Annotated in this window: 23 protein-coding genes and 1 pseudogene; 18 read left to right on the forward strand and 6 right to left on the reverse strand. The window is 44.9% G+C overall.

Annotated elements, in window-relative coordinates; genetic code table 11:
* Positions 1-20 precede the first annotated feature (20 nt).
* Genes N6H06_RS11800 through N6H06_RS11820 form a run of 5 tightly spaced genes read left to right on the forward strand, consistent with a single transcriptional unit; the run spans position 21 to position 3,313 of the window.
* Positions 21-896: a ketose-bisphosphate aldolase gene (locus N6H06_RS11800; protein WP_011245306.1), complete on the forward strand. Its 876-nt coding sequence runs from the start codon at positions 21-23 to the stop codon at positions 894-896.
* A gap of 16 nt (positions 897-912) precedes the next feature.
* Complete coding sequence (locus tag N6H06_RS11805) at positions 913-1,377, forward strand: PTS sugar transporter subunit IIA (protein WP_062748640.1); 465 nt, start codon at positions 913-915, stop codon at positions 1,375-1,377.
* Positions 1,374-1,691, forward strand: coding sequence for a PTS fructose transporter subunit IIB (locus N6H06_RS11810; protein ID WP_011245308.1), 318 nt, complete (start codon positions 1,374-1,376; stop codon positions 1,689-1,691). Before N6H06_RS11805 ends, N6H06_RS11810 begins: the two co-directional genes overlap by 4 nt.
* A gap of 14 nt (positions 1,692-1,705) precedes the next feature.
* On the forward strand, positions 1,706-2,791 hold the full coding sequence (locus N6H06_RS11815; RefSeq protein ID WP_062748638.1) for a PTS fructose transporter subunit IIC: 1,086 nt from the start codon (positions 1,706-1,708) through the stop codon (positions 2,789-2,791).
* Positions 2,792-2,800: 9 nt separating this feature from the next.
* Positions 2,801-3,313, forward strand: a complete 513-nt coding sequence (locus N6H06_RS11820; protein WP_062749106.1) for a cupin domain-containing protein — start codon at positions 2,801-2,803, stop codon at positions 3,311-3,313.
* A gap of 503 nt (positions 3,314-3,816) precedes the next feature.
* Here the strand turns inward: N6H06_RS11820 and pdxR are convergent.
* A complete protein-coding gene (gene pdxR, locus N6H06_RS11825) occupies positions 3,817-5,211 on the reverse strand; it encodes a MocR-like pyridoxine biosynthesis transcription factor PdxR (RefSeq protein WP_263706742.1) in 1,395 nt (464 codons plus the stop codon).
* A gap of 121 nt (positions 5,212-5,332) precedes the next feature.
* Here pdxR and pdxS point away from each other — a divergent pair, with 121 nt between their 5' ends.
* Positions 5,333-6,220 (forward strand): pyridoxal 5'-phosphate synthase lyase subunit PdxS, encoded by an 888-nt coding sequence (pdxS, locus tag N6H06_RS11830; protein WP_011245312.1) that lies wholly within the window; start codon positions 5,333-5,335, stop codon positions 6,218-6,220.
* A gap of 4 nt (positions 6,221-6,224) precedes the next feature.
* A complete protein-coding gene (gene pdxT / locus N6H06_RS11835; RefSeq protein ID WP_263706744.1) occupies positions 6,225-6,812 on the forward strand; it encodes a pyridoxal 5'-phosphate synthase glutaminase subunit PdxT in 588 nt (195 codons plus the stop codon).
* A 79-nt stretch (positions 6,813-6,891) separates the two neighbouring features.
* On the opposite strand, the gene N6H06_RS23235 is transcribed toward pdxT, so the two are convergent.
* Together N6H06_RS23235 and N6H06_RS11845 are read right to left on the reverse strand one after the other, a co-directional pair.
* On the reverse strand, positions 6,892-7,032 hold the full coding sequence (locus tag N6H06_RS23235; RefSeq protein WP_450103993.1) for a helix-turn-helix domain-containing protein: 141 nt from the start codon (positions 7,030-7,032) through the stop codon (positions 6,892-6,894).
* Positions 7,033-7,043: 11 nt separating this feature from the next.
* A pseudogene (locus N6H06_RS11845) lies at positions 7,044-8,282 on the reverse strand (sigma 54-interacting transcriptional regulator); the annotation flags it as partial.
* Between the two features lie 163 nt (positions 8,283-8,445).
* On the opposite strand from N6H06_RS11845, the gene N6H06_RS11850 reads away from it, so the two are divergent.
* From N6H06_RS11850 to N6H06_RS11875, 6 genes are all read left to right on the forward strand, one after another.
* Positions 8,446-9,783 (forward strand): acyclic terpene utilization AtuA family protein, encoded by a 1,338-nt coding sequence (locus N6H06_RS11850; protein WP_263706748.1) that lies wholly within the window; start codon positions 8,446-8,448, stop codon positions 9,781-9,783.
* Positions 9,780-10,091, forward strand: a complete 312-nt coding sequence (locus N6H06_RS11855) for an AtuA-related protein (RefSeq protein WP_213029130.1) — start codon at positions 9,780-9,782, stop codon at positions 10,089-10,091. Before N6H06_RS11850 ends, N6H06_RS11855 begins: the two co-directional genes overlap by 4 nt.
* Before the next feature lie 61 nt (positions 10,092-10,152).
* A complete protein-coding gene (locus N6H06_RS11860; protein ID WP_263706751.1) occupies positions 10,153-11,448 on the forward strand; it encodes a CitMHS family transporter in 1,296 nt (431 codons plus the stop codon).
* Positions 11,449-11,653: 205 nt separating this feature from the next.
* Complete coding sequence (locus N6H06_RS11865) at positions 11,654-13,384, forward strand: methyl-accepting chemotaxis protein (RefSeq protein ID WP_263706752.1); 1,731 nt, start codon at positions 11,654-11,656, stop codon at positions 13,382-13,384.
* 191 nt (positions 13,385-13,575) lie between these two features.
* On the forward strand, positions 13,576-13,824 hold the full coding sequence (locus tag N6H06_RS11870) for a hypothetical protein (RefSeq protein WP_263706754.1): 249 nt from the start codon (positions 13,576-13,578) through the stop codon (positions 13,822-13,824).
* A gap of 38 nt (positions 13,825-13,862) precedes the next feature.
* On the forward strand, positions 13,863-14,168 hold the full coding sequence (locus N6H06_RS11875; RefSeq protein ID WP_263706755.1) for a hypothetical protein: 306 nt from the start codon (positions 13,863-13,865) through the stop codon (positions 14,166-14,168).
* A 356-nt stretch (positions 14,169-14,524) separates the two neighbouring features.
* On the opposite strand, the gene N6H06_RS11880 is transcribed toward N6H06_RS11875, so the two are convergent.
* Positions 14,525-14,920, reverse strand: a complete 396-nt coding sequence (locus N6H06_RS11880) for an NUDIX hydrolase (RefSeq protein ID WP_263706756.1) — start codon at positions 14,918-14,920, stop codon at positions 14,525-14,527.
* Positions 14,921-15,104: 184 nt separating this feature from the next.
* Between N6H06_RS11880 and N6H06_RS11885 the strand changes: the two genes are divergently transcribed.
* The 5 genes from N6H06_RS11885 to N6H06_RS11905 all read left to right on the forward strand — a co-directional run bounded on the left by N6H06_RS11885 (position 15,105) and on the right by N6H06_RS11905 (position 20,188).
* Positions 15,105-15,809 carry a hypothetical protein gene (locus tag N6H06_RS11885; RefSeq protein WP_263706758.1) on the forward strand — a complete coding sequence of 235 codons (705 nt, stop codon included), beginning with the start codon at positions 15,105-15,107 and terminating at the stop codon, positions 15,807-15,809.
* A gap of 181 nt (positions 15,810-15,990) precedes the next feature.
* The gene (locus tag N6H06_RS11890; RefSeq protein WP_263706761.1) at positions 15,991-16,704 is read left to right on the forward strand and encodes a hypothetical protein; all 714 of its coding nucleotides are present in this window, start codon (positions 15,991-15,993) and stop codon (positions 16,702-16,704) included.
* Positions 16,694-18,688 carry a DUF6792 domain-containing protein gene (locus N6H06_RS11895; RefSeq protein WP_263706763.1) on the forward strand — a complete coding sequence of 665 codons (1,995 nt, stop codon included), beginning with the start codon at positions 16,694-16,696 and terminating at the stop codon, positions 18,686-18,688. The genes N6H06_RS11890 and N6H06_RS11895 overlap by 11 nt, the downstream gene beginning before the upstream one ends.
* Before the next feature lie 18 nt (positions 18,689-18,706).
* Positions 18,707-19,045 carry a hypothetical protein gene (locus N6H06_RS11900; protein ID WP_263706765.1) on the forward strand — a complete coding sequence of 113 codons (339 nt, stop codon included), beginning with the start codon at positions 18,707-18,709 and terminating at the stop codon, positions 19,043-19,045.
* Between the two features lie 123 nt (positions 19,046-19,168).
* Entirely contained in the window at positions 19,169-20,188 is a 1,020-nt protein-coding gene (locus N6H06_RS11905) for a mannonate dehydratase (protein ID WP_263706766.1), read from the forward strand.
* Positions 20,189-20,249: 61 nt separating this feature from the next.
* Here N6H06_RS11905 and N6H06_RS11910 read toward each other — a convergent pair whose 3' ends face one another.
* On the reverse strand, positions 20,250-21,275 hold the full coding sequence (locus N6H06_RS11910) for a tripartite tricarboxylate transporter substrate binding protein (protein ID WP_263706768.1): 1,026 nt from the start codon (positions 21,273-21,275) through the stop codon (positions 20,250-20,252).
* Positions 21,276-21,289: 14 nt separating this feature from the next.
* Entirely contained in the window at positions 21,290-22,786 is a 1,497-nt protein-coding gene (locus N6H06_RS11915; protein WP_263706769.1) for a tripartite tricarboxylate transporter permease, read from the reverse strand.
* Between the last annotated feature and the right edge of the window lie 9 nt (positions 22,787-22,795).

Here is a 22,795-nt window from a genome sequence, read left to right on the forward strand (position 1 = left end):
CTTAACTTGGAGGAAACTATATGCTTATCACGATGAAAGAATTGCTTAAAGTCGCATATGAACAAAAATTTGCAGTTGGCTCCTACAATGTTTCTAATAGCGAATTGCTATCCGCCATTATTGAGACGGCAGAGGAAGAAAAATCGCCAGCAATCTTACAAATCCATCCTAATGAGTTGGCGCTTATAGGCAATGAGTTTATCGCTTACGCCAGAGAAGCAGCACACCGTGCCCGCGTGCCAATTGTGATCCACCTCGACCATGGGGCGACATTGGCTGATATTGCCCAGGCGATCCAAAATGGCTATACATCGGTGATGATGGATGCATCCCATTTGCCGTTTGAAGAAAATATTGCCTTGACGAAACAAGCGGTTGAAATAGCCCACTCAGTCGGTGTTTCCGTAGAAGCCGAGCTAGGAACAATCGGCAACAATGACGGCAGCTCTGAAGGAGGCGCAGACCAAATTCTTTACACTGAACCAGATGAAGCACGGGAATTTGTTGAACGTACAGGCTGCGACACACTTGCCGTCGCGATTGGCACATCTCATGGATTCTATCCAAAGCATATGAAGCCAAAAATCCAACTGGACCGGCTGGAGAAAATCAATGAGTCAGTAGGCATCCCATTAGTCCTCCATGGCGGCTCGGATAATCCAGATGAGGACATCCGCCAATCGACACAATTAGGGGTAGCAAAAATCAACCTCTCTAGCGATATGAAACGCGCCTTTTTCAACCAGTTGCGCCAAACGCTCCAAGAGAAACCACACGATTTTGAACCGGACGTGTTAATGCCTGAAGCCCGAGAAGCGGCGAAAGCAGTGTTGCGCAAAAAAATGGCGCTTTTCGGTTCAACAGGCAAAGCACCGTTGTACAAGCTCAGTGAGTGAAAGGGGAAACAGGCCAATGAAGCTAGCGGAGTTATTGCATAAAGACGTGATCAAGCTTGATTTAAGCGCGACCTCGAAAGAAGACGCGATTAAAGAATTAATCGAATTGCTTGATGAGAATGGGGCAATCGAATCAAAAGAAGGCTTTGAAAAAGATGTATATGAACGGGAAGCTCAAGGCATGACGGGGATTGGCGGCGGGGTCGCCATTCCCCATGGCAAGTCGGATGCTGTTCGCCACACAGCGATTGCCATCGGCCGGACGAAACAGCCAATTGGTTGGGAAACGTTAGACGGAAAACCGGTTCAGGCGATTATCTTGTTTGCGGTGCGCAAAGAAGATGAGGGCAATCTTCATTTAAAGCTTCTGGCCAAAGTAGCTGGTGCGCTTGCCCGTGATGAAGTGTGCGCAGCATTGCTTGAATCGAACTCAAAAGACGACATTATACAGGCATTTGATGAACAGGAGGGAGAATCATGAAAATTGTTGGTGTTGCGGCTTGTACGGCAGGGATTGCCCATACATTTTTAGCGAAAGAAAAGCTTGTAAAAGCGGCACAAGAAGCAGGGCACGAAGTAAAGATTGAAACACAAGGGACGATCGGCACGGAAGATGAGTTGACAGCAAACGAGATCAAGGAAGCGGACGTCGTCATCATTGCAGCAGACATTAGCATATCGGGGCGCGATCGTTTCAAAGAGAAAAAAGTCATCCGCATCCCGACGCATATTGCCATCAAATCGCCAAAGCAGCTCATCAAGAAAATTGAAGCTGAATTGAACGCAAACGTGTAAAGGGGAGAAGCAGCATGAAATCAATCGGCTTGACGATTAAAAAACATCTGTTGACTGGTATTTCCTATATGATCCCACTGATTGTTGCGGCCGGCTTGTGCATTGCTTTAGGGCAAATCTTCGGAGGAGCTGATGTCGCCAACCATGAAGGAACGATCCCCTTTTACTTGAACCAAATTGGCGGTTGGGGCATGACGCTCGTCGTTCCCCTTTTTACAGCAGCGATTGCAATGTCGATTGCGGACCGTCCGGCTTTCGCCCCTGGCCTCGTTATTGGCTTTATTGCTAATGAAATTCAGGCTGGTTTTATCGGCGGCATACTCGGCGGCTTTTTAGTAGGCTATGTCGTTTTGGCGATCAAAAAGTATGTGAAAGTGCCAAAGAGCATGATTGGTCTTATGCCTGTCATGATTATTCCTCTACTTGCAACCGCTTTCTCTGGGCTGCTTATGTTGACAATCATTGGCCAGCCCATTGCCAGCATGCAAAACTCCCTGCTAGGGCTGTTGCAATCGATGGAAGGTGGTTCGCGCTTCTTTATGGGGACGATCCTCGGCGCAATGTCCAGTTTTGACTTTGGCGGCCCTGTCAACAAAACGGCCTCGTTATTTGCCGATGGGCTGCTTGTAGAAGGCATTTATGAACCAGAAGCAGTAAAATTCATTGGCTCCATGGTGCCTGTCTTCGGTATTGCTCTATCTTTCCTATTTACAAGATACAAATATACAAAAGCAGAAAAAGAAACATTAAAAGCAGCCGTGCCAATGGGCATTTGCATGATCACAGAAGGGGTTATCCCGATTGCTGCGCGGGACTTGATTCGAGTTGTTGCTTCGTGCTCATTTGGCTCAGCGGTTGCAGGCGGGCTTTCGATGGTATGGGGAGTAGGAAGCACTGTCCCACATGGCGGTTTGTTTGTTGTACCGCTGATGATTGAACCTTGGTACTTTGTGTTGGCGCTTGCGATCGGCAGCCTCATTACCGGCACGTTGTTATCATTGTGGAAACCGGCAGTCAAACAAGAGGAAGAGGCAATGGAACAAGAACCTGAAGAGGAGGAAGTCGACCTTGACGACTTCAGCTTGACGAAGGGGTTGTAAGTAGTGAATATGGAAACAGCTAAGCAAAAAACACGAGAAGCTCTTGAAGAGCAAGGGTTTCTCTTAACGGACCAAGAAGCAGACAATATCGAAATTGCCGACTTTGGGCTAGGCCGCCTTGAGCGAAGTGGTTTGCAGCTGTTCACTTATGTAAACAGCCGCCGCTACTGCGCCAAAGAATTGGTGTTGTTCCCGAACCAAACATGCCCAGAACATAAACACCCACCGCAACGAGATGGCACGCCTGGAAAAGAAGAAACGTTTCGTTGCCGTTTTGGCCGCGTCCATCTATTTGTTGAAGGGGAGGCAACAAACGATCCAAGTGGCCATCCGCCAGCTGAAGATGCTGCTTATTACACGGCCGCTAACGAAATTGTGCTCCTGCCAGGGGAACAATACACGATTCCGCCTAACACCCGTCACTGGTTTCAAGCGGGGCCCCAAGGTGCGATAATTAGCGAGTTTTCTTCCCACAGCGATGATGGAAGCGATGTTTTCACCGATCCACGCATTACTCGGTAAACCGAACAACCAATAGCTCTAAGTTGCTGTATAGAAGCACACATCCCCTTTAAGCAGCGTTTATACTGCCTGAAGGGGATTTTAAGGTAGGCTGTGGCTGGTGAAAGTAAAATCCGCAGCAACCCCCATGGTAGATAGTGGCAAGAAGGCGCAGTCTTTGAAAAGGAAAAAAGGTGGTGGGGAAATATTGAATTATTTTCAACTTTCTTCATGTACCTTTTTCTTACTAGTAGAATAGGAAAGGGATTTCTCCATGTATAGACTTTTGGCAAGGTCTATACTTGCAGTTGTTTTAGTTGGCTGCGCCGAGGCACGCCTCAGCTGCTACGGGAAACGATACTGAACCCACATGTCATTCACCTTGATCCTAAAGATATTCCTGATACAAATGGATTGGAGTATTTTGAGGCCGAACCCCATCCATCTTATATTGACCCTGATACAGGGCATACGGTCCATTTAGAAAGCGATAAGTGAAAACTTCTGTTTTTAATTCCCCCCGACTAAAACCCCCACGCATTCAACACTGTCATGATCGCTTCTTCCAATTCGTCTTCAGGAATACTTCCAAAGCCGATTACAATTTGAGGCGGGTGGATTGCAGGTTCAAGGGAGTAAGCAGATAATGGATACACTTTTGCCTTGGCGGTTAATGCTTTCTCAACCAGTGTCTGTTCATCCATTCCATTTTTTACGACGAGCACGATATGGAGACCGGAACGTTCACCGATTATCGATAGCTTGTCTTCATATCGTTTCAACAAGCTCAGAACTTTTTCTAACTTGCGGCGGTAAATTTTCCGCATCCGGTTTAAGTGTTTTTCAAAGTCCCCTTGTTTCATAAATGCCGTCAGTACTTGCTGGTCAATGCGCGACACCGTTGAGTGGTAGTAAGAAAACTTGTTTTTATATAAGTGAGCAAGTGGTGCCGGCAATACCATATAACTGATGCGGACAGACGGAATCAATGATTTCGAAAAGGCGCCTAAATAAATGACTTTGTTATGGACGTCCATGCTTTGCAAAGATGGAATAGTTTTTCCTGTATAGCGGAATTCACTATCGTAATCGTCTTCAATAATATAGCGGTTTTCGTGTGCTTCTGCCCAATGAAGCAATTGCTTGCGGCGATTGATCGATAAGACAGAACCGTAAGGAAAGTGGCGCGATGGCGTTGTGTAAACGACATCTACCGGTGTGCGCACGATGCTGTCAACATCAATGCCTTCTTCATCTACTTGAAAAGGGACATAATCGTTTGGATAATGGGATAGCAATTTCCGCATTAGTTGGTAGCCTGGGTCTTCAATTCCGTAGACTTTATTTGCGCCAAGGAGCAAGAAAAGCTGTTGCAGTAAGGTCTCCACCCCTGCTCCGACTACTACCTGTTCTGGCGTGCAATTGACACCCCGTGAATGATGCAAGTAATAGGCGATTTCGCGCCGAAATGATGCCTCGCCTTGATTGTCTCCATTTAGTAATAAGCGGTGATGTTCCTTACACATCGTTTGTTTAAAATACTTGCGCCATTGCTCAAATGGAAAACTGGTTGTGTCAATGTGGGTCGGGTGGAAATTGTAGCGAATCGCGTCTTGCTTTGTTTCTAACGCATCTCCAGGTGCTTTCGGAGCTCGAATATATTCTAAGTCTTCATAGGTTTGTACATAAAATCCCTTTCTTGGAATTACTTCGACATAGCCTTCTGCTACTAACTGCTCGTAAGCTGCTTCAACCGTGTTTTGGCTTAATTTTAAAGAGTCGGCTAGTTTGCGTTTAGAGGGAAGTTTTGTACCATAGCCAATGCGGCCTTCCGTAATTTCCGTTTTGATGTGGGCGTACAATTGTTCATATAAGGGCGTTGGCAAATCTCGATTTAATTCGCACCATAGCAATTCCATGTAGACCGCTCCTTTTTCTGACCTCATCACTTTCTTGAAAACTGACACTTACAATGTGGTCAGTTGTTTTCTATACTAGTCAGCAAATCAAAAAAAAGCAAACGATAAAGGAGTGGGCCAAATGGAAAAAGTAGTAGGAACGGACCGGGTTAAACAAGGAATGGCGCAAATGCAAAAAGGCGGCGTTATTATGGATGTCATTAATGCCGAGCAAGCCAAAATCGCTGAAGAAGCTGGTGCTGTAGCGGTCATGGCGTTAGAACGGGTGCCATCTGATATCCGCGCAGCTGGCGGCGTTGCGAGAATGGCAGACCCAACTGTGACAGAAGAAGTGTTAAACGCTGTCTCGATTCCAGTCATGGCAAAAGCGCGCATTGGCCATATCGTTGAAGCGAAAGTTTTGGAAGCGATGGGTGTCGATTATATTGATGAAAGCGAAGTGCTAACACCGGCTGATGAAGTTTATCATTTAAACAAGCGCGATTTTACAGTGCCGTTTGTCTGCGGTGCCCGTGATCTCGGCGAAGCAGCGCGCCGAATTGGCGAAGGCGCTTCAATGATTCGCACAAAAGGCGAGCCAGGAACGGGCAATATTGTTGAAGCAGTTCGCCATATGCGAAAAATGCAGGCGCAAATCAAACAAGTAGCTCATATGTCCACAGATGAGTTGATGACTGAAGCCAAGCAGTTAGGCGCCCCTTATGAATTATTGTTGCACATTAAGGAAACGGGCCAATTGCCTGTCGTCAATTTTGCCGCAGGGGGCATCGCCACGCCAGCGGATGCTGCTCTGATGATGCATCTAGGCGCTGACGGCGTTTTTGTCGGATCTGGCATCTTTAAATCAGACAACCCTGAAAAATTTGCTCGGGCAATTGTGGAAGCGACAACCCATTACACAGATTATGAACGGATTGCCGAGCTTTCGAAAAACCTTGGCTCCGCCATGAAAGGAATTGATGTGGCGACATTGGCGCCGGCAGAGCGGATGCAGGACCGTGGGTGGTAAGCCTATGAAAATTGGAGTGTTAGCCTTACAAGGCGCGGTTAGTGAACATATCCGTTTATTAACGAACAGCGGCGCAGAAGCAATCGAAATAAAGCGTCCAGATCAGCTAGCAGAGATAGATGGGCTTATTTTGCCAGGCGGTGAATCGACGACAATGCGTAGGCTGATTGACAAGTATCAACTTTTTAAGTCGTTGCGTGAATTTGGCGAATCGGGAAAGCCGATATTAGGCACATGTGCTGGACTGATATTGATGGCAAAGACTCTTTCTGGTGAGCAAGATGGGCACTTAGGTTTCATCGACATGGTTGTTGAGCGCAATGCGTTTGGGCGGCAACGGGATAGTTTTGAAGCAACGCTTGATGTGAAAGGGATAGCCGAAAAGCTGACTGCTGTTTTCATTCGCGCGCCGCTTGTTAAAGAAGTCGGACCAGATGTAGACATTTTAAGCGAATACAACGGAGAAATCGTTGCCGTCAAGCAAGGCTCTTTCCTTGCGTGTTCGTTCCATCCTGAATTGACGGATGACGCCCGCTTGCATCAAGCATTTATAAAGATGGTAGCAGAGCGCCCTTTGTTGGAAGCTCATTAAAGAAGGCAATGGCTTCTGCGCAAGTTATACAGAAAAAACCGGACAATTTCCGTCCGGTTTTTTTCCGTTCTCCCTACAATTACAAACGGTATTTCTTCATTTTATTGTATAGCGTCGCCAAGGAAATGTTTAATCGTTTTGCTGCCTGCTTTTTGCCTTCTAAATGATTCGCACAATTGGCAAGTACGTTTTTAATAAGCTGCCGTTCTGCTTCCTCCATGCCTGCTTTTAATGACGCAGGAGGAGTGAACAACATTGGTGTGGCCCTTTGCCCATGGTCCGTTGCCAAATGCGGCGGCAGATGGCTAGCGTGCAAAACCGGTTCATCCATCATGCAAAGGGCAAATTGGAGTGCATTCTTTAGTTCGCGCACATTCCCAGGCCAATGATAGTGCTCGAGCCTTTCCAATGCGTCCTCGCTAATGTTTACTTGCCCAACTGCCTTTGCGTCAGATTGGTTGGCTAGGAGCGTTTTGGCAAGCAAAGGGATATCTTCTTTTCGCTCACGCAACGGCGGAATGTGAAGTTGGAACACACATAAACGATAATATAAATCTTCTCGAAACAAACCTTTGCTCACTAAGTCCGTCATGTTTTGGTTGGTCGCAGCGATAATACGTGTACAAACGCGTTTTTCCTTTAAAGCGCCAAGCCTTCGTATTGTCCCTTCTTGTAAGACGCGTAGCAGTTTGCTTTGTAAGGAAAGGGGGAGTTCGCCGATTTCATCAAGGAACAACGTACCGTTGTCAGCCAACTCAAATAAGCCAAGTTTGCCATTTTTTGGGCACCTGTAAAAGCGCCCGTTTCGTAGCCAAACAATTCACTTTCCAGCAAGTCTTTTGGAATCGCTGCACAGTTTATTGGTACAAACGGTTGTGAGGCATTTTTCCCTCCTCTATGAATGGCCTGTGCAAAAAGCTCTTTCCCTGTTCCGCTCTCTCCTGTAATCAGGAATGGAAAAGGAGCGGTTGCTGCTTTGCGGGCAATCGCCGTTACCTCTTTTAACCCTTGATTATACCCAATGATCGATTCAAAATGATGGGCCGCTTGAAAACTCGCATCTACTTTTTGCTGCAACCATTGAATTTGTTGTTTTTGCTGTTCGATTGTCTTTGTCAAATCCAGCACTTCTTGTTTGCCTTTACAGATTGAGACGGCTCCCACCACTTGGCCGCCATCAAAAATAGGCGCCATATCGACTAAGTATTCTCGGCCATTGACTTTTCTATATACGCCGACACGTACGTTTTTGTCTTTTAGCGTGGAAACAAGGTGTGCTTCTGGCCTGACTTCTAGAAGAGGCTTGCCAATAATGTCCTGTGCAAACACGCCCGTGATGCGTGTATATTCGGCATTGATTTTCCTGACAATCCCTTGCTCGTCAATGACAAGTATTCCGTCTTGAATGGCATCAAGAATGGCATGTCCATCCACTTGGAAGCCCCCTTTTAAAGCGTTTTCATTTATCATATCAGCCTGTTGCCTAAACTGCCAGTCGTGTTCTTAATTATTAGAATTTATTTCTGGCTTTTTAGAAATGGAGCATTTATAGCCTGTAAAGTTAGCGTTTTAACAGTTGGCACAATGATTGCATTCAAATAGACATAGCAAAGATGCAGAAAGTAGGGAGAGTATGAAATCAATACGTATTGGTACTGGCGCTGGCTACGGCGGCGACAGAATTGATGCTGCAGTGGATTTGGTGAAGCGCGGAAATTTAAATTATCTTGTCCTGGAAGGGCTCGCAGAGCGGACAACGGCTCTTGCCTACTTAGAAAAAATGCTAGACCGTGAAAAAGGCTATGGCCAGTTTTTAGAAGAACGCATGACAGCTTTATTGCCGTTATGCAAAGACAAAGGGGTAACGGTCATTACGAATTTAGGGGCAGCTAATCCAGAAAGTGCTGCAAAGAAAACGGCAGAAATTGCTTCTTCTCTCGGTCTTTCAAAGCTGAAAGTCGCGACAGTCATTGGTGCCGATGTGCTTGAACAAGCAAAGCAAGCCGACCCTCCTTTATGGGAAACGGGCAAGCCTCTATCCACATTCGGTGACGATGTTATTTCCGCTGACGCTTATTTAGGTGTTGACGCGATCTTACCTGCTTTGGCGCAAGGCGCCGATGTTATTCTAACTGGGCGTGTCGCAGACCCTTCATTATTTTTGGCGCCAATGGTCTATGAGTTTGGCTGGAAGTTTTCAGATTGGCATTTGCTCGGTGCGGGAACGGTGCTTGCCCACTTGCTAGAGTGCGGCGCCCAAGTAAGTGGCGGTTATTTTGCTGATGGGTGTAAAAAGCAGGTGCCAGAGTTGCATCGACTCGGAATGCCATTTGCTGATGTTTATGCTGATGGTACTGGCATCATTTCGAAAACGCCAGGAAGCGGTGGAGCGGTGACGCTACAAACATGTAAAGAGCAACTATTATATGAAGTAATGGACCCAACTGCCTATATGACGCCCGACGTTACCGCAGATTTTTCGTCTGTATTTTTTAAGGAGGTTGCTGCCAACCAGATTGCAGTGAACGGGGGAAGCGGCCGTGAGCGACCCGCTCAACTAAAAGCGACAATTGGCGTGAACCAAGGCTACATTGGTGAAGGCATGATTGCCTATGGAGGCTACGGTGCAGTTGAACGGGCCCATCTCGCTGCTGAAATCGTATTGGCGCGATTAACAAGTGCAGGGTTTGACCAGAAAGAGGTTAAACATGAATTGCTTGGGGTGAATGGGCTTTTTCAGAATGAGCCGTCGGTTCGCCCATATGAAGTCCTTCTCCGTGTAGCTGCTAGAGCGAGGGACCGTCGGCAAGCTGAACGTGTTGGTGAGGAAGTGGAAGCATTGTGGCTAAACGGCCCAGGCGGTCCAGGGGGCGTTCGATCACAGGCAAAACGTGTCGTTTCTGCTTATTCGGCATCGATTCCACGAAACATGGTTAAGACAAATGTGTTCGTAACGGAGGTAATGGCATGACTACACCTTTATATAAAGTTGCCCATGCCCGGGCAGGCGACAAAGGCGAACAGACAACGATCAGCCTATTTCTATACGATGAACGATTTTACGAAAGTGTGAGACAACAAATAACGGCAGCAGCGGTGAAACAACATTTTTGCCGACTAGCCTCTGGCAGTGTTGACCGTTATGAGCTTCCTCAATTGGCCGCCCTTCATTTTGTCCTTCATGGCACTCGTCCAGGCGGCGTAGCGGCTGCCCTTGATTTTGATGTACATGGAAAATCACTCTCTTGGCATCTTCTTGAAATGGAAGTTTGGTTATAAACGAGCGGGTAGCGCTAATGCTCATTTATTTTGAAAGCGCTTAAATTAGGAGGGGTTTCATTTGCTGGCATTACTTGGTTTTTTGACGATCGTGGTGTTTTTATATTCAATTGTTTCGAAAAGGTTATCGGTTATTGTTGCACTCGTGTTAATTCCAATCGTTTTTGGCATCATTGGTGGGTTTGGCCTTGAGCTAGGCGAGCACATGCTGGAAGGCGTTCAGCTTGTAGCCCCAACTGGCGTTATGTTAGGTTTTGCAATCCTTTATTTCGGTGTCATGAACAATGCGGGGATGTTTGATCCGATTCTTGCGCAGATTTTAAAAGCAGTAAAAGGCGATCCCTTAAAAGTAGTAGTCGGTACACTGATATTTGCTATGCTTGCCCAACTTGATGGCTCGGGAGCATCAACATTTTTGATTGTCATTCCAGCCTTGTTGCCTCTTTATGATCGGCTCGGTATGAGCAGGATCGTCTTGGCAGGAATTGTTGGCCTTGGCGCTGGATTCATGAATATTATGCCGTGGGGAGGGCCGACTGCCCGCGCCGGCAGTGCGCTTGGCATTGATCCTGGCGAGATATTTATCCCACTATTGCCTTCAATGGTGGTGGGATTCCTATGGCTTTTATTCGTCGCTTACTGGATTGGAAAAAAAGAGCGAAAACGCCTTGGTGTCCAATCAATCGAATATTCAATGAGCAGTGATCAAACAGAAGAGCAATTGAAAATGAAACGCCCGAAGCTGTTTATTCCCAATGTGCTGTTGACCGCCTTGACGTTAACGACATTAGTTATGCAATGGTTGCCGCTGCCTGTTGTCTTTATTATTGCCTTTGTGCTTGGGCTGCTAATAAATTATCCGAATCCAAAAGAGCAAATGCAACAAATCCAGCTGCAAGCGTCAGGAATGGTGCCAGTGTTATCGATTATTTTTGCAGCTGGAATTTTCACAGGTATCCTTACAGGAACAGGGATGATCGAGGCAATGGCGGTAGCGCTCGTCAACCTTGTGCCGGAACAAATTGGTGGTTCGCTGCCAATTGTCGTTGCCATTGCCAGCATGCCCCTTAGCCTCGTTTTTAATCCTGATGCCTATTATTATGGCGTCATGCCGATTCTTGCCCAATCGGCAGAAATGTATGGCGTGCCTGGAATTGAAATTGCTCAAGCGTCCGTACTTGGACAAATGACAGTCGGCTTCCCCCTCAGTCCGCTGACGGCGTCAACGTTTTTGTTGATTGGCCTCGCGCAAGTAGAATTAGGCGACCATCAACGGTTTATGTTCAAATGGGCCTTTTTAACGACACTATGGATGGCAATATTTGCTTTGCTTACTGGTGTGCTATCTGGTTGGTGATAAAGCCAAAACAGGTTATTGAGAAATTCAGTTTTCCTCTTAAACATTTCGATCGTTGATTTTGGATGAATCGAATAGGCTGTTTATAAACCGTGTTTGCGCGGAAGGGAAACGTGCCCCCCCATTTGAAACGGCAATACGGGGTTGCGTTCCATGCTTCATCCCTGTCACTTTTTAACCGATACAAAAAGGGGGAGGGATGTGCATGAAAAGATTTAGGAATAGAATCTTAGTTAAGTTAACAGCGTTGCTTGTAGCATGCGTGTTAATGACAAGTTTAGTAATTGGCGCTACTACGTATACGTTAGCGAAAAATCAGCTGATTGACGCCGGCATGCTTGATATGAAACATACTGTTGATGCAGCGCTGCCTCTATTAACCGCCATACAAGAGGATATCGAAAATGGCACGATGTCGCTAGAAGAAGGGCAGGAACGGGCACGTTTGCTAATTTCTGGACCTAAAACAGAAAACGGATATGAGCATTCCAAATCGCTGTTTTCTTATAAATCAGATGGATATATGGTAGCGTATACAGATGATTACGCAACCCAACTTCACCCCACTAATGAGATCGGCGAAATTCCGGAAGACACGACAAATCGGGAACATTTTGTCGAAAGTGCTAGAAAGGAACATGTAGAAGATCGGTTTACGTTTTATAATCGCGTCGAAGACGGTGCACAAATCAAAAAAATCAGCTACATGACATACTTCGAACCATGGGGCTGGCATATTGGTATGACGGCAACTGAAAGCGAATTTTATAGTGACATTCAAGAGCTTGGCTATTATATAACGGCATTAACAGCCGTCGTCTCCATTGCTGCATTGCTTGTCGCTTATTTGCTTATCCGCAAAAGAGTGCAAACGCTGGAAACAGTGGCGACTGCGGCAGCTGCAATTGCCGACGGTGACATTTCTTATTCAAATTTGCCAGAGTCCAATGACGAGATTGGCCGGCTAGGTCGGTCATTCAATAAAATGACGACCCAGTTGAGAAAATTGGTTGCTGATTTGCAGCAATCTGGCATCAATGTCCTCGACCGGGCCTCGGATTTGTCAGCAGTAGCAGAAGAGACATCAGCGACTGCCCAGGAGATGCTTTTAGCTGTTAATGAAATCGGATCAGGTACGCAAGATCAAGCCATCCAACTGGAAAAAACGAATGAGCAAGTCGGGGAATTGAACCAGTCGATTCAATCAATCAACGAGCAAAAGCAAAAAGTGGTTGAAACATCGGTTGAGTCTTCCATTGCTTCTGTAAAAGGAAGGGAAATGGTCTCCCATTTGGAACAGTCCCATTCTAATTCCCACCAAGCGTCAGAAGACATTAGCATCGGTATTACAAAATTATATGGAAAAATCCAAGACATTTCTCGGGTGACGCAAGTGATTAATGGCATCGCCGAGCAGACGAATCTTTTAGCTTTAAACGCAAGCATTGAAGCAGCCCAGGCAGGAGAACATGGCAATGGCTTTGCCGTCGTTGCTGGAGAAGTGCGCAAGCTTGCGAAACAAGCGAATACACGTACGGCTGAAATAAAAGAGGTGATCTCTGGAATTGAACAAGAGATGGAGCAAATCATCATGCTAATCGGACAAACGGGCAGTTACTCAGACGAATTAAACGAAGCAGTCAAACAAACAGCAGAAGTATTCACTGGGATCGAAGCTTCTATTCAAAAGACGAGCGGCGCGATTTACATCATTGAGAATGAAATAGAAAATATTACAGGCCAAGCGAAAACGATGGCTGTCTCGATAGAACAAGCGTTAAGTGTAGCAGAAGAGACAGCCGCATCTGTTGAAGAAATCACAGCCTCCTTTGACGAGCAAGGAACAGCCTTAGAAACGATCGCAACTGCGGCCGAAAAACTAACAGCTTTAAACCAGCAAATGAATGACGATTTGGCTTACTATAAAACAGAATAATATTTCTATGGGCTTTTTAAAACGACTTAAAGAAAGGCGGATACGTTGGCCTTTCTTTTTTTATGGTAGAAAAGCGCTTATCAATCATTTCGATCGAAAAAACGTAAACTTTTAGCTGCAGAACAGATATTTCCCATGGTGTTCTTCAAAAATAAGTCGATGAATCGTAGACAAAGGCGGTCGTTATAGACGTGTTCCGAGGCTTATGCGTTCATTGCGGATATACAGGGAATTTTCACTACCAATACGGGGGAAATGCAAAAAAACCTGAGCGCTTCTTAGATAATCTAAGGTGGAGATGGGATTACGAAGAGGAATGGAATGAGATTCAAGAAGATGAGAGCATGATTTTTTATGGGGCAAAAGAAATGGCGCAAAATGAATTTGTTGTAATAGGATATAAAGTTTCTACAAAACAAGCCCCCACAGGTTTGTTTTAATAAAATTTGATCCTTTGAAAGGTGGAAGAAATAATAGGATGGACATGTCTGCTATCCCATTTAATTTAGAGGTTTATTTTGATGAAAATTTACGAGAAATTCCTGTGTCAAAAGCTGAAATGATGAAAGGCATCGAATTTCTAAAAAAACAAATACCAATATTCCAGAACGATAAAAGGGAAGTAGCAAAAATCTATGGATTAATTGGCGTTTATTTGCGGATTGTTGAAGAATTGGAAGAAAGTATAAAGTATCTAAAGTTAGCGATTCAAGCATATGAAAGGACAAATAATGACAATCGCTTGTTTGTTAATAAACTACGTTTGGCTCACACATATCAATGACAGAAAGACTTTCATACGTCTAATCAAATGTTTAAGAAACTCATGGAAGAAGCCGAAATATGTGACGAATGTCGGGGTATACTAGATTTTGTTTATCAACATTATGTCAAAAATTTATTTGACCAAGAAAATTACGATCTAGCTATAAGTTATTTTCACAAAGCCTTAAATTTGAGAATCCAGAAGGGGCAGAAAGACTTAACAGAATCAACCGAATACACCATTCATATTTGTAAGGAAAAATTGTGACTCACACGGCCAAAAACACAACAAATAGACATACAGTGCAATGAGAATGAGGCATCTTACTACGTTTCCTATCGATTATATAGAGTGTTGATTTTTTTGGAGATGCGTTAATTGAATAGGGATTGAACTTTTAAAGCAACTTTACTGGGTCTAACATCAATCAATGATAAACTTTCTATATCTACCCACATTGGCAAGTACGTTCCGCTATCTTTATTTTTGTCTATGTATTCATCCCCTTGTCCAGTTCCTAAAGTTCCAGAAATAATTTCAGACAGAAAAAAATATTGAGTTCCGTTGAATTCAATTTTTGAAATGCACTCATTAATTTTTACGTCGACTCCTAATTCCTCTAATGCTTCTCTTTTGGCACCGGCTTCTGGTGTTTCACCTTGCTCTATTCCACCACCAGGGAAAACATAATACATAGCATCATCTCTAATTCTTTGAATTAAAACGACTTTCTCATCTTTTATTATGACCACCGAACTTCTATCTCTCATAGACAATTTCCCCCTGTTGTTCATCATTCGGAAAATTCCGGTGAAAAAAGTTTAACACAGTTGATTTCCATTGAGAACATCCAGCTAGTTCAAACCTCACAAGTCTTATATCAGTGTCATTATTTTCATATTTATGTTAAGAATGATGAAAAAACGGGTAGTGAGGCCTAAGGAGTCGAGCAGAATGGACAAAAGCAAGGCATTGCTGGCAGTTGTCATTGCCATGATGTTAGGAGGATGTGGCCAAATAGGTAGCTCACCAGAAGAAGAACAGGAAAAAACACCAGCGGAAATGGACCCGGCAGACTTGCCGCAAATGGATGCGTTTCAAAATGAGTATTCCCGAGAAATGATGGTGTCGCCCGAGCCAGTAGCGGACGGGTATTATTTAATGCGCTCAAAAATTGGCGCCTTTACGATTTGGTTTCCAGAAGAGGCCGTGTTTATGGACAATGTTTCTGGTGTTGATGGAGACCATTATGAAAAGCTTAGAATTTCCTATGAAAATAAAAATGAAAATCGGGGATATACAGGAAATTTTCAATATCAATATGGGGGAAATGTAAAAAAACCTGAACGCATTTTAGATAATTTAAGGTGGAGGTGGAATTACGAAGAGGAATGGAATGAGATTCAAGAAGATGAGAGCACGATATTTTACGAGGCAAAAGAAATGTCTCAAAATGAATATGTTGTAATAGGATATAAAGTTTCTACAAAACAAGCCCCCCAGATCATAGAATTTGTGTACGATGTAAGCTGCGTAAACAAACAAGATAAAGGATGTGAGATTCATTTAGAAAAGGAAAAAGAGTTTGCTCTTGAGTGGGTGAAGTCGATTCAGTTTTCAGGTACTCGTGGCGACGGAGGCGAGACGAATGGCGAATGACGAACTATTAATAAAAGACAACCAACAAGAGAGCAGAGTCTAGAAGCATTTCCCCTTTTCTAAGTGCTTTCAAGTAACAACTCTAGGTCTAACCTCACAAGGCTTATGTCAGTGTCATTATTTTCATATTTATGTTAAGAATGATAAAAAAGCGGTAGTGAGGCCTAAGGAGTCGAGCAGAATGGACAAAAGCAAGACATTGCTGGCAGTTGTCATTGCCATGATGTTAGGAGGATGTGGCCAAATGGGTAACTCACCAGAAGAAGAAACAGAAAAAACGCCAGCGGAAATGGACCCGGCAGACTTGCCGCAAATTGATGCGTTTCAAAATGAGTATTCCCGAGAAATGATGGTGTCGACCGAGCCAGTAGCGGATGGGTATTATTTAATGCGCTCAAAAATCGGCGCCTTTACGATTTGGTTTCCAGAAGAGGCCGTGCTTATGGACAATGCGTCTGGTGTTGATGGAGACCACTATGAAAAATTGAGGTTTGCTTATGAAAGTGAAGAAGAAAACAGAGGGTATTTAGTTGGATTTCAATATAACTATGGTGGAAATGCTAAAAAACCAGAACGGCTTTTGGATAACTTAAGGGGACGCTGGGATTATGAGGAAGAGTGGAAAGAAGCTGAAGATGAACATGGTTTTACATACTATGGGTATACGATAGAGGACATTGAAGGTTATCAAAGCTATATTTTCATGGGTTACAAAGTATCATCCCAAGAAGCGCCTCAAGCAATGGAATTTCTTTATATCTCTTCTTGTGTTGATGAAAAGTCTGAAAGTTGTCAAATGGATTTGGCAGAGGAAGAAGCATATATACTCCAGTGGGTAAAGTCGATTCAGTTTTCAGGAACCCGTAGTGATGGAGGCGAGACGGATGGCGAATGACGAGCTATTAATAAAAGACGAAGTATGGCTTCGTATTACTCAGTTGGAATACAAAATGAAACAGGGTATGTCTAAAGAGGCATTTGAAAAAGAAGTGCGGCGAATTTACATTGAAGAAATGGGAGAAGAGCTTCCAGCAGACATGAAAGTTTACACTTCAAATGAAAGTGACGAATTGGAATCGGATTATGATGGTACAGCAATTTATTTTGAAAACGAGGAGAAAAGCATCAATCAGCTTTACGTAATATCACAAGGCTCTAATGATCCCGGTGATTGGCTATACAATGCGATTGGGTTGTTCCAAGGAAAAGACGCATCGCAGGCAATCGACGTCGACACTTTTGTTGATGAAGCGAAAAAGGAGTTTAATATAAGCGATGAAGAGATGTTAACGGTCGGTCTAGGTCACTCGCTCGCGAATAATAATAATTTAACTGCTCAAGTTCTAAACCAGAGTTTTAATAAGATTTACGGGGTTAATGGCGCGCAAATTAATGCTTATCAGCTTTATACTGCAGATGAATTTTTCGCAAGAAAAGTAAACAATCAATTTGATCTTCCTTTAAAAGACAAAAACGCCATCTACACCCTCCCCCCTCATGAACTCGAACAGTTTGCCGTCGAGTACATAGAAGAAAAAATCGATACCAGTTCCATCCACCAGCTCCGTTCGAGCAATGACCCCCTTTATGCGTTGATGGAAAATACGAGAGGGTTTGTGACTGTTCCGATAGAAGCGAAAGAGGGGATTGTAACGAACAAAAATTATGCAGGACTGTCGCCGCTTTTTGCCAATCTGCCAGATGAGGAAATCGCCAAGTGGCAAGCGATTTTTATGCCAGCGGCTGATGCGTATGTGGATAATGGAGTAGATGGTGCCCTCGGTGTGTTAGAAGAAATGACGGGTCTCAAGCGGACGGTGTTTGATGATGTGAGCGAGTTGCAGGCTGATTTTCAAAAGTTGCTGGAGTCGGAAACGATTGATTTGTCAGAGTATCCTGCCTTTATGCGGGGAGAAATGGCTCGTTCCCTTGCTCTAGGGCAAGTAGGGGCGAAGGTTCCACAGGCCTTTGATTTGTTAAGCAAGGCATTGACAGAGTTTGACCATATTAAACAATTCCAGCGGAACGTAGGACCGATCATAGAGACAGTTCAAGGCTTAAACGATTCGGCTGAAGAGGTGTTCGGGTATTTGGTCGAGGCTGGCTACATTGATGAGGCTTCGAAAGACATCATTGTCAAAGAATTGAATGGATTGACGGAATCGCTGCAAGCCCTTCATGATTATAAGCATCTTGAAGATGTATATAAAGAATATCCGTATTTAATGCAAGATGGAGGAAGTGGATTATTAGGAAGTGACGTGGCTTTTTTGCTGCTGTTGATCGAACATGGCGAAAAGTTGTATGGCCATTGGCAGGCTTTAGAAAAGGAATTGCAGGAAGTCATGAGTGAAATCGGCCATAGCCACAGCATCCATGAATTGTTGAACGCGCTAAATGAAGAAAACGGGGTCTCGTACTACAACAATCAAATGATAGTGAGCACACAACACGGAGGCGAGGAAATCCGTGTTAATTTAAGTGCCACTGTCGAAGCGTATTACAACGGCCTATCCATTGTTGAGCAGCAACAGGAAAAAGTGCAAGCGTTTGTGCGCCTGTATGAGCATGAGGTCGTAGAGGATGTCGAAACCCGAAAAAAGGCGCTTGTCCAAGCGTTTGATGATATGGAAGGCAACCCTAAGGCCTATCAGCACTTGTTAAATAAAAGCCATGCGCCAGCAGGCAGCCGCATTGAGCGGATTGTCGTGCATGACCAAATCGGCGGAATCACATTGCCTGAAGGGCCGGTGTGGGAAGCGGCTTTGGTGGAGCAATTGGAAAAGCAGCGCACCTTCCTTGAAAAGATGCGTGAAGGGATCGAAGATATTTTTGATGAAGAACATAACGTTGCCGCGATTTTTACACTTTCGGGGTAATGGGAAGGAGGACGAGTGATGATTCCTGATGATACAGGAGCGGTTGTGATTACACACCAATTTAAAGAACCGCCAAGCTATGTGTGGAAGCGACTTCAGCTTGAGCTGTCCCTTAAGCAGCTTTATGTGATTCAAGCGGCTTTGGGCCAATCGCTGCGAGCCAGCTTAGGCGCAAGCAGCGGCGCGTTTATTGATGCCCTTGAGGAGAAGGAAAAAGAATTAACAAGGGATATGGTGATGCGAATTGAACTTGTTTCTTCTGAAGCAAGACAAGCGACGGAATTAGCTGAGAACTACTTGGAGAATATCTCGAAGCAACGCGTCTCCCTTCATTATAGGCGTATGCTTCATGAATAAAAGACATTGATTAAAAACACGCTGATTGTGCTCAGGGTGTTTTTTTGTATAGCTGAAAATGTAATTGACTGAAATGTATATTTGTCTTACAATTAATTTATCAAAAATTTAGGGGGATCAGGAATGAGGGTATCGGTTACGACAACAACGTGTGATTTGTCAGATGGCGACTTAAAGCAAATGACACAATTGGGCGTAGATTGTATTGATTTTGGCAGTGGTTCAAGCTTCCCTGGAGTAAAGGAGCAAGGCTATCCTGATTTGGATGCGTTGCTTCGGTTGAAACGGCGAATTCGTTCCTTTGGGCTCGACATTAACCGGGTAACGCTTCCTGATTTATCGGCAGATTTTATGGCAGGAGCTGAAGAAAGTGAGAAGGAAGTCGATCATTCGGTGGCGGCCATCAACGTATTTGCTGAAGCTGGAATACCGATTGTTCGCCAACGGTTTGCCGGAGATACGTTTAATCATTTGACTCAAAGTTACAAAGCAAGGCAACGGGGCGGGGCATTGGCGAGAGGCGAAAGCCTTGTTTTTAGCCAAACGCCTTATGAAGCGCCGACTTTAGAAGCGCATGAGCAATGGTGGGAGCGCTTTCTTTATGCGTATGGAAAGCTAGTCCCGGCGGTGGAAGAGGCAGGCATTAAGTTGGGAATGCATCCGTCTGATTCGCCGCTGCAAGGAACACCTTTTGGCGGGCTGGGTTACAGGCGGATTATAGACGAGTTCCCGAGCAAGCAAGTCGGTTACATTTATTGTATGGGAACACGTGCGGAAGAGGGGGGCAGTTCCCTTGTTGTCGATGAAATTAATCATTACGGCAGAAAAGGGCGCTTGTTTTTGATTCATTTCCGCAATGTGCGCGGCGCGTTGCCAACGGCAGGGGCATTTGAAGAGGCACTCCTCGATGATGGCGATATGAACATGTTTAAACTGTTGCTCGAATTAAAAAAAGTCGGCTATGATGGCTGCCTTAATCCTGATCATGTTCCCGTTTTAGAAGGAGACAGCCCAGACTTAAACGCCAATTGGGCCCACTCTAATATTGGGTGGAGTTATGGAAGCATTGGCTTTGCCTATTCAATTGGCTACATAAAAGCATTGCTTAATGCCTTGAATGAAGTGACAGGGACAAAATGGTGAGCAAAAATTTAAAGGGGCTATCCCATTAGGCTAAGTAACTGGCCTAATGGGATAGCCCTTTCTAGTCCGTTTGTGTTTCTAGACGTTCAATTAAGCGCTCATAGGAATGACTCACGTCGTCCATATACCGTGTCGCCTCTTCAGGGGCGATATAGGTCGGGATGGTGTAATACGATTCAGCCTGCTCACGGTATGCTTCATTGTTTTCTACGACTTCTTTTAGTGCTTCAGAAAAGCGGGCGACAATCGCATCGGGCGTTTCTTGCGGAAAAGCAAAGAAGAAAAATTTCTCAAACTCTACATCAATGCCTTGCTCTAAAAAAGTAGGCGTGTTGTCATATAGAGCATGTTGTTCAGATGAGAGGACGCCGACAGAGGCGAAATCGCCATTTTCAATATAATCGGCTGTTACCCCATAGGCAATTGGAACAATGTCAACTTGGCCGCCTAAAAGGGCTACGAGTTTGTCAGACGCGCCACCGACATCAATTGGCTTTAAGTCCGCTCCTGTCGCTTCCTCAAAAGCCATCATTTGCAAGTGTGTATAGCCGCCGACCTCTGTTGCAAATGAAAGTTCGCCAGGTTGTTCGATTGAAGCTTGTGCTAATTCATTTGCTGTTTGGTAAGGGGCATCCCCATGAACAATAAACGTGTCGCCGTGATCCATTAGAGCAATGCCGGCAATCTTAAAATCGTTGTGGTTAAAAGTTGACAAGCCGTATAGCTTATTGATGAGCAAGTTGTTGTGGAAAAACAAGACTTTATAGCCGTCTGGATCGGCTTCGAGCACTTCCCTGGAGCCCATGCTTCCCCCTGCGCCGGCAATGTTTGTGACAACAAACGATGTATCCATTTCTTCACCTAAATAACGGCCAAGAAGCCGTGCTCCTAAATCTGTGTCCCCGCCGGCCCCAGTCGGCACAATAATTTCAATCGGGCGGTTCGGATAGGCGTCAATTTGATCGGTAGATGGTACTTTATTTTCAGAGCCAAACGTCGGCGCATGAAAGCCGACCGTTGTGCAGCCTGAGAGCAACAGGGCTAGGGCTGAAGCCAAAAGAATAGGACAAAGGGTATGCGTTTTCACGGGCCATTCCTCCTTTATTGAACAGTTGCTGAACGCTTTCGATTTTTGCGGATTGCCATTAAAAACGAACCAGCGGCAAGCAATAGAAAGGCAGCGGCAATCGGTGACGTGACAAATGGAAGAAAGTCGCCATTGGAATGCATCAGTCCACGACGCAAATTGGTTTCTAAAATCGGCCCAAGAATAAAACCGAGCACAATGGGCATAACCGGAAACTTTAATTTAGTGAACATGTAACCAACGACACCGCATAGTACAAGAACGAGCGCATCAAACAGCCGGTTGTTTACGCCGAATGCGCCAATGACGCAAAGGACGACGATGATGGGCAACAGCACATGTCGCGGTACATGAAGGACGCGGATAAAGAAGCGCATCCCAATAATAAGCAAAAGGGCCATAAAAACATTAGCTAAAAGGAGCGCAGCGAAAATTCCGTACATCACTTCACCATTTTGCTCAAACAAAAGTGGGCCAGGGTTTAAGCCGTGGAGCATTAACCCACCAAGTAAAAGCGCCGTTACGCCATCGCCAGGAATGCCAATTGATAGAAGGGGCACGAGCGCCCCACCAATGGCGGCATTATTCGAAGATTCAGCAGCAACAACGCCGGCAGGTTCCCCTTTTCCAAACGTTTCTGGATGCTTTGACTGATTTTTAGCGGTTACATAAGAGATGATGTTGGCTGCCGATCCGCCAAGCCCTGGCAGAATGCCAACGGTGACGCCAATAATGGTAGAGCGAAGCCAATTCCATTTTTGCTTGAAAAAATCACTGAAGCTTAAACCTAGGTCTTTTAAGTGGTAAGCGGATTGGGTACCTTTTGTGTTAATTTGTCCACGTTCAGACGACGTTTTTAAAATTTCCGTGATGGCAAATAAACCAATTAGCACTGGAAGAACGTTAAAGCCAGCCTCAAGTTCGGACAAGCCAAATGTGAAACGTGGATAAGAGTCAATCGGTGCAAAGCCTATTGTAGCAAGGCTTATACCGAGCATACCTGCAATGAGGCCCTTTAACATAGAACCGTCTGAAAGGGATGTAATCATCGTCAGCGCAAAAACAGTAATTGCAAAATACTCAAACGGCGAAAGCTGAATGGCTACACTGGCCAAGACAGGAGAAATAAAGATCAATAACAATAGGCTAAGCAAGCCTGCTAAAAACGAAAAAACGATCGTTAGCGCAAAGGCTCTGCCAGCTTCGCCTTTTTGTGCCATTGGATAGCCGTCAAATGTTGAGGCGATGCTTGCAGGAGTGCCGGGGATGTTTAGTAGGACGGATGGGATAAAGCCCCCGGAAACGCCCCCAATGTATAGCCCCATTAACAAGGACAAGCCATTGACAGGTGTCATTCCAAATGTAATCGGCAAGCAAATGGCGATTGCCATAACAGCCGTCAAACCAGGAATGGCGCCAAACATAAGCCCTAAAGCGACGCCAATAAAAACAATCACCATTGTTTCTATGTTAAAGATGCTGAGAAAACCACTTTGGATCAGTTCAAGCATAGACAAACC

This window comes from Shouchella tritolerans (genome assembly GCF_025770735.1).
Taxonomy (GTDB): domain Bacteria; phylum Bacillota; class Bacilli; order Bacillales; family Bacillaceae_D; genus Shouchella; species Shouchella tritolerans.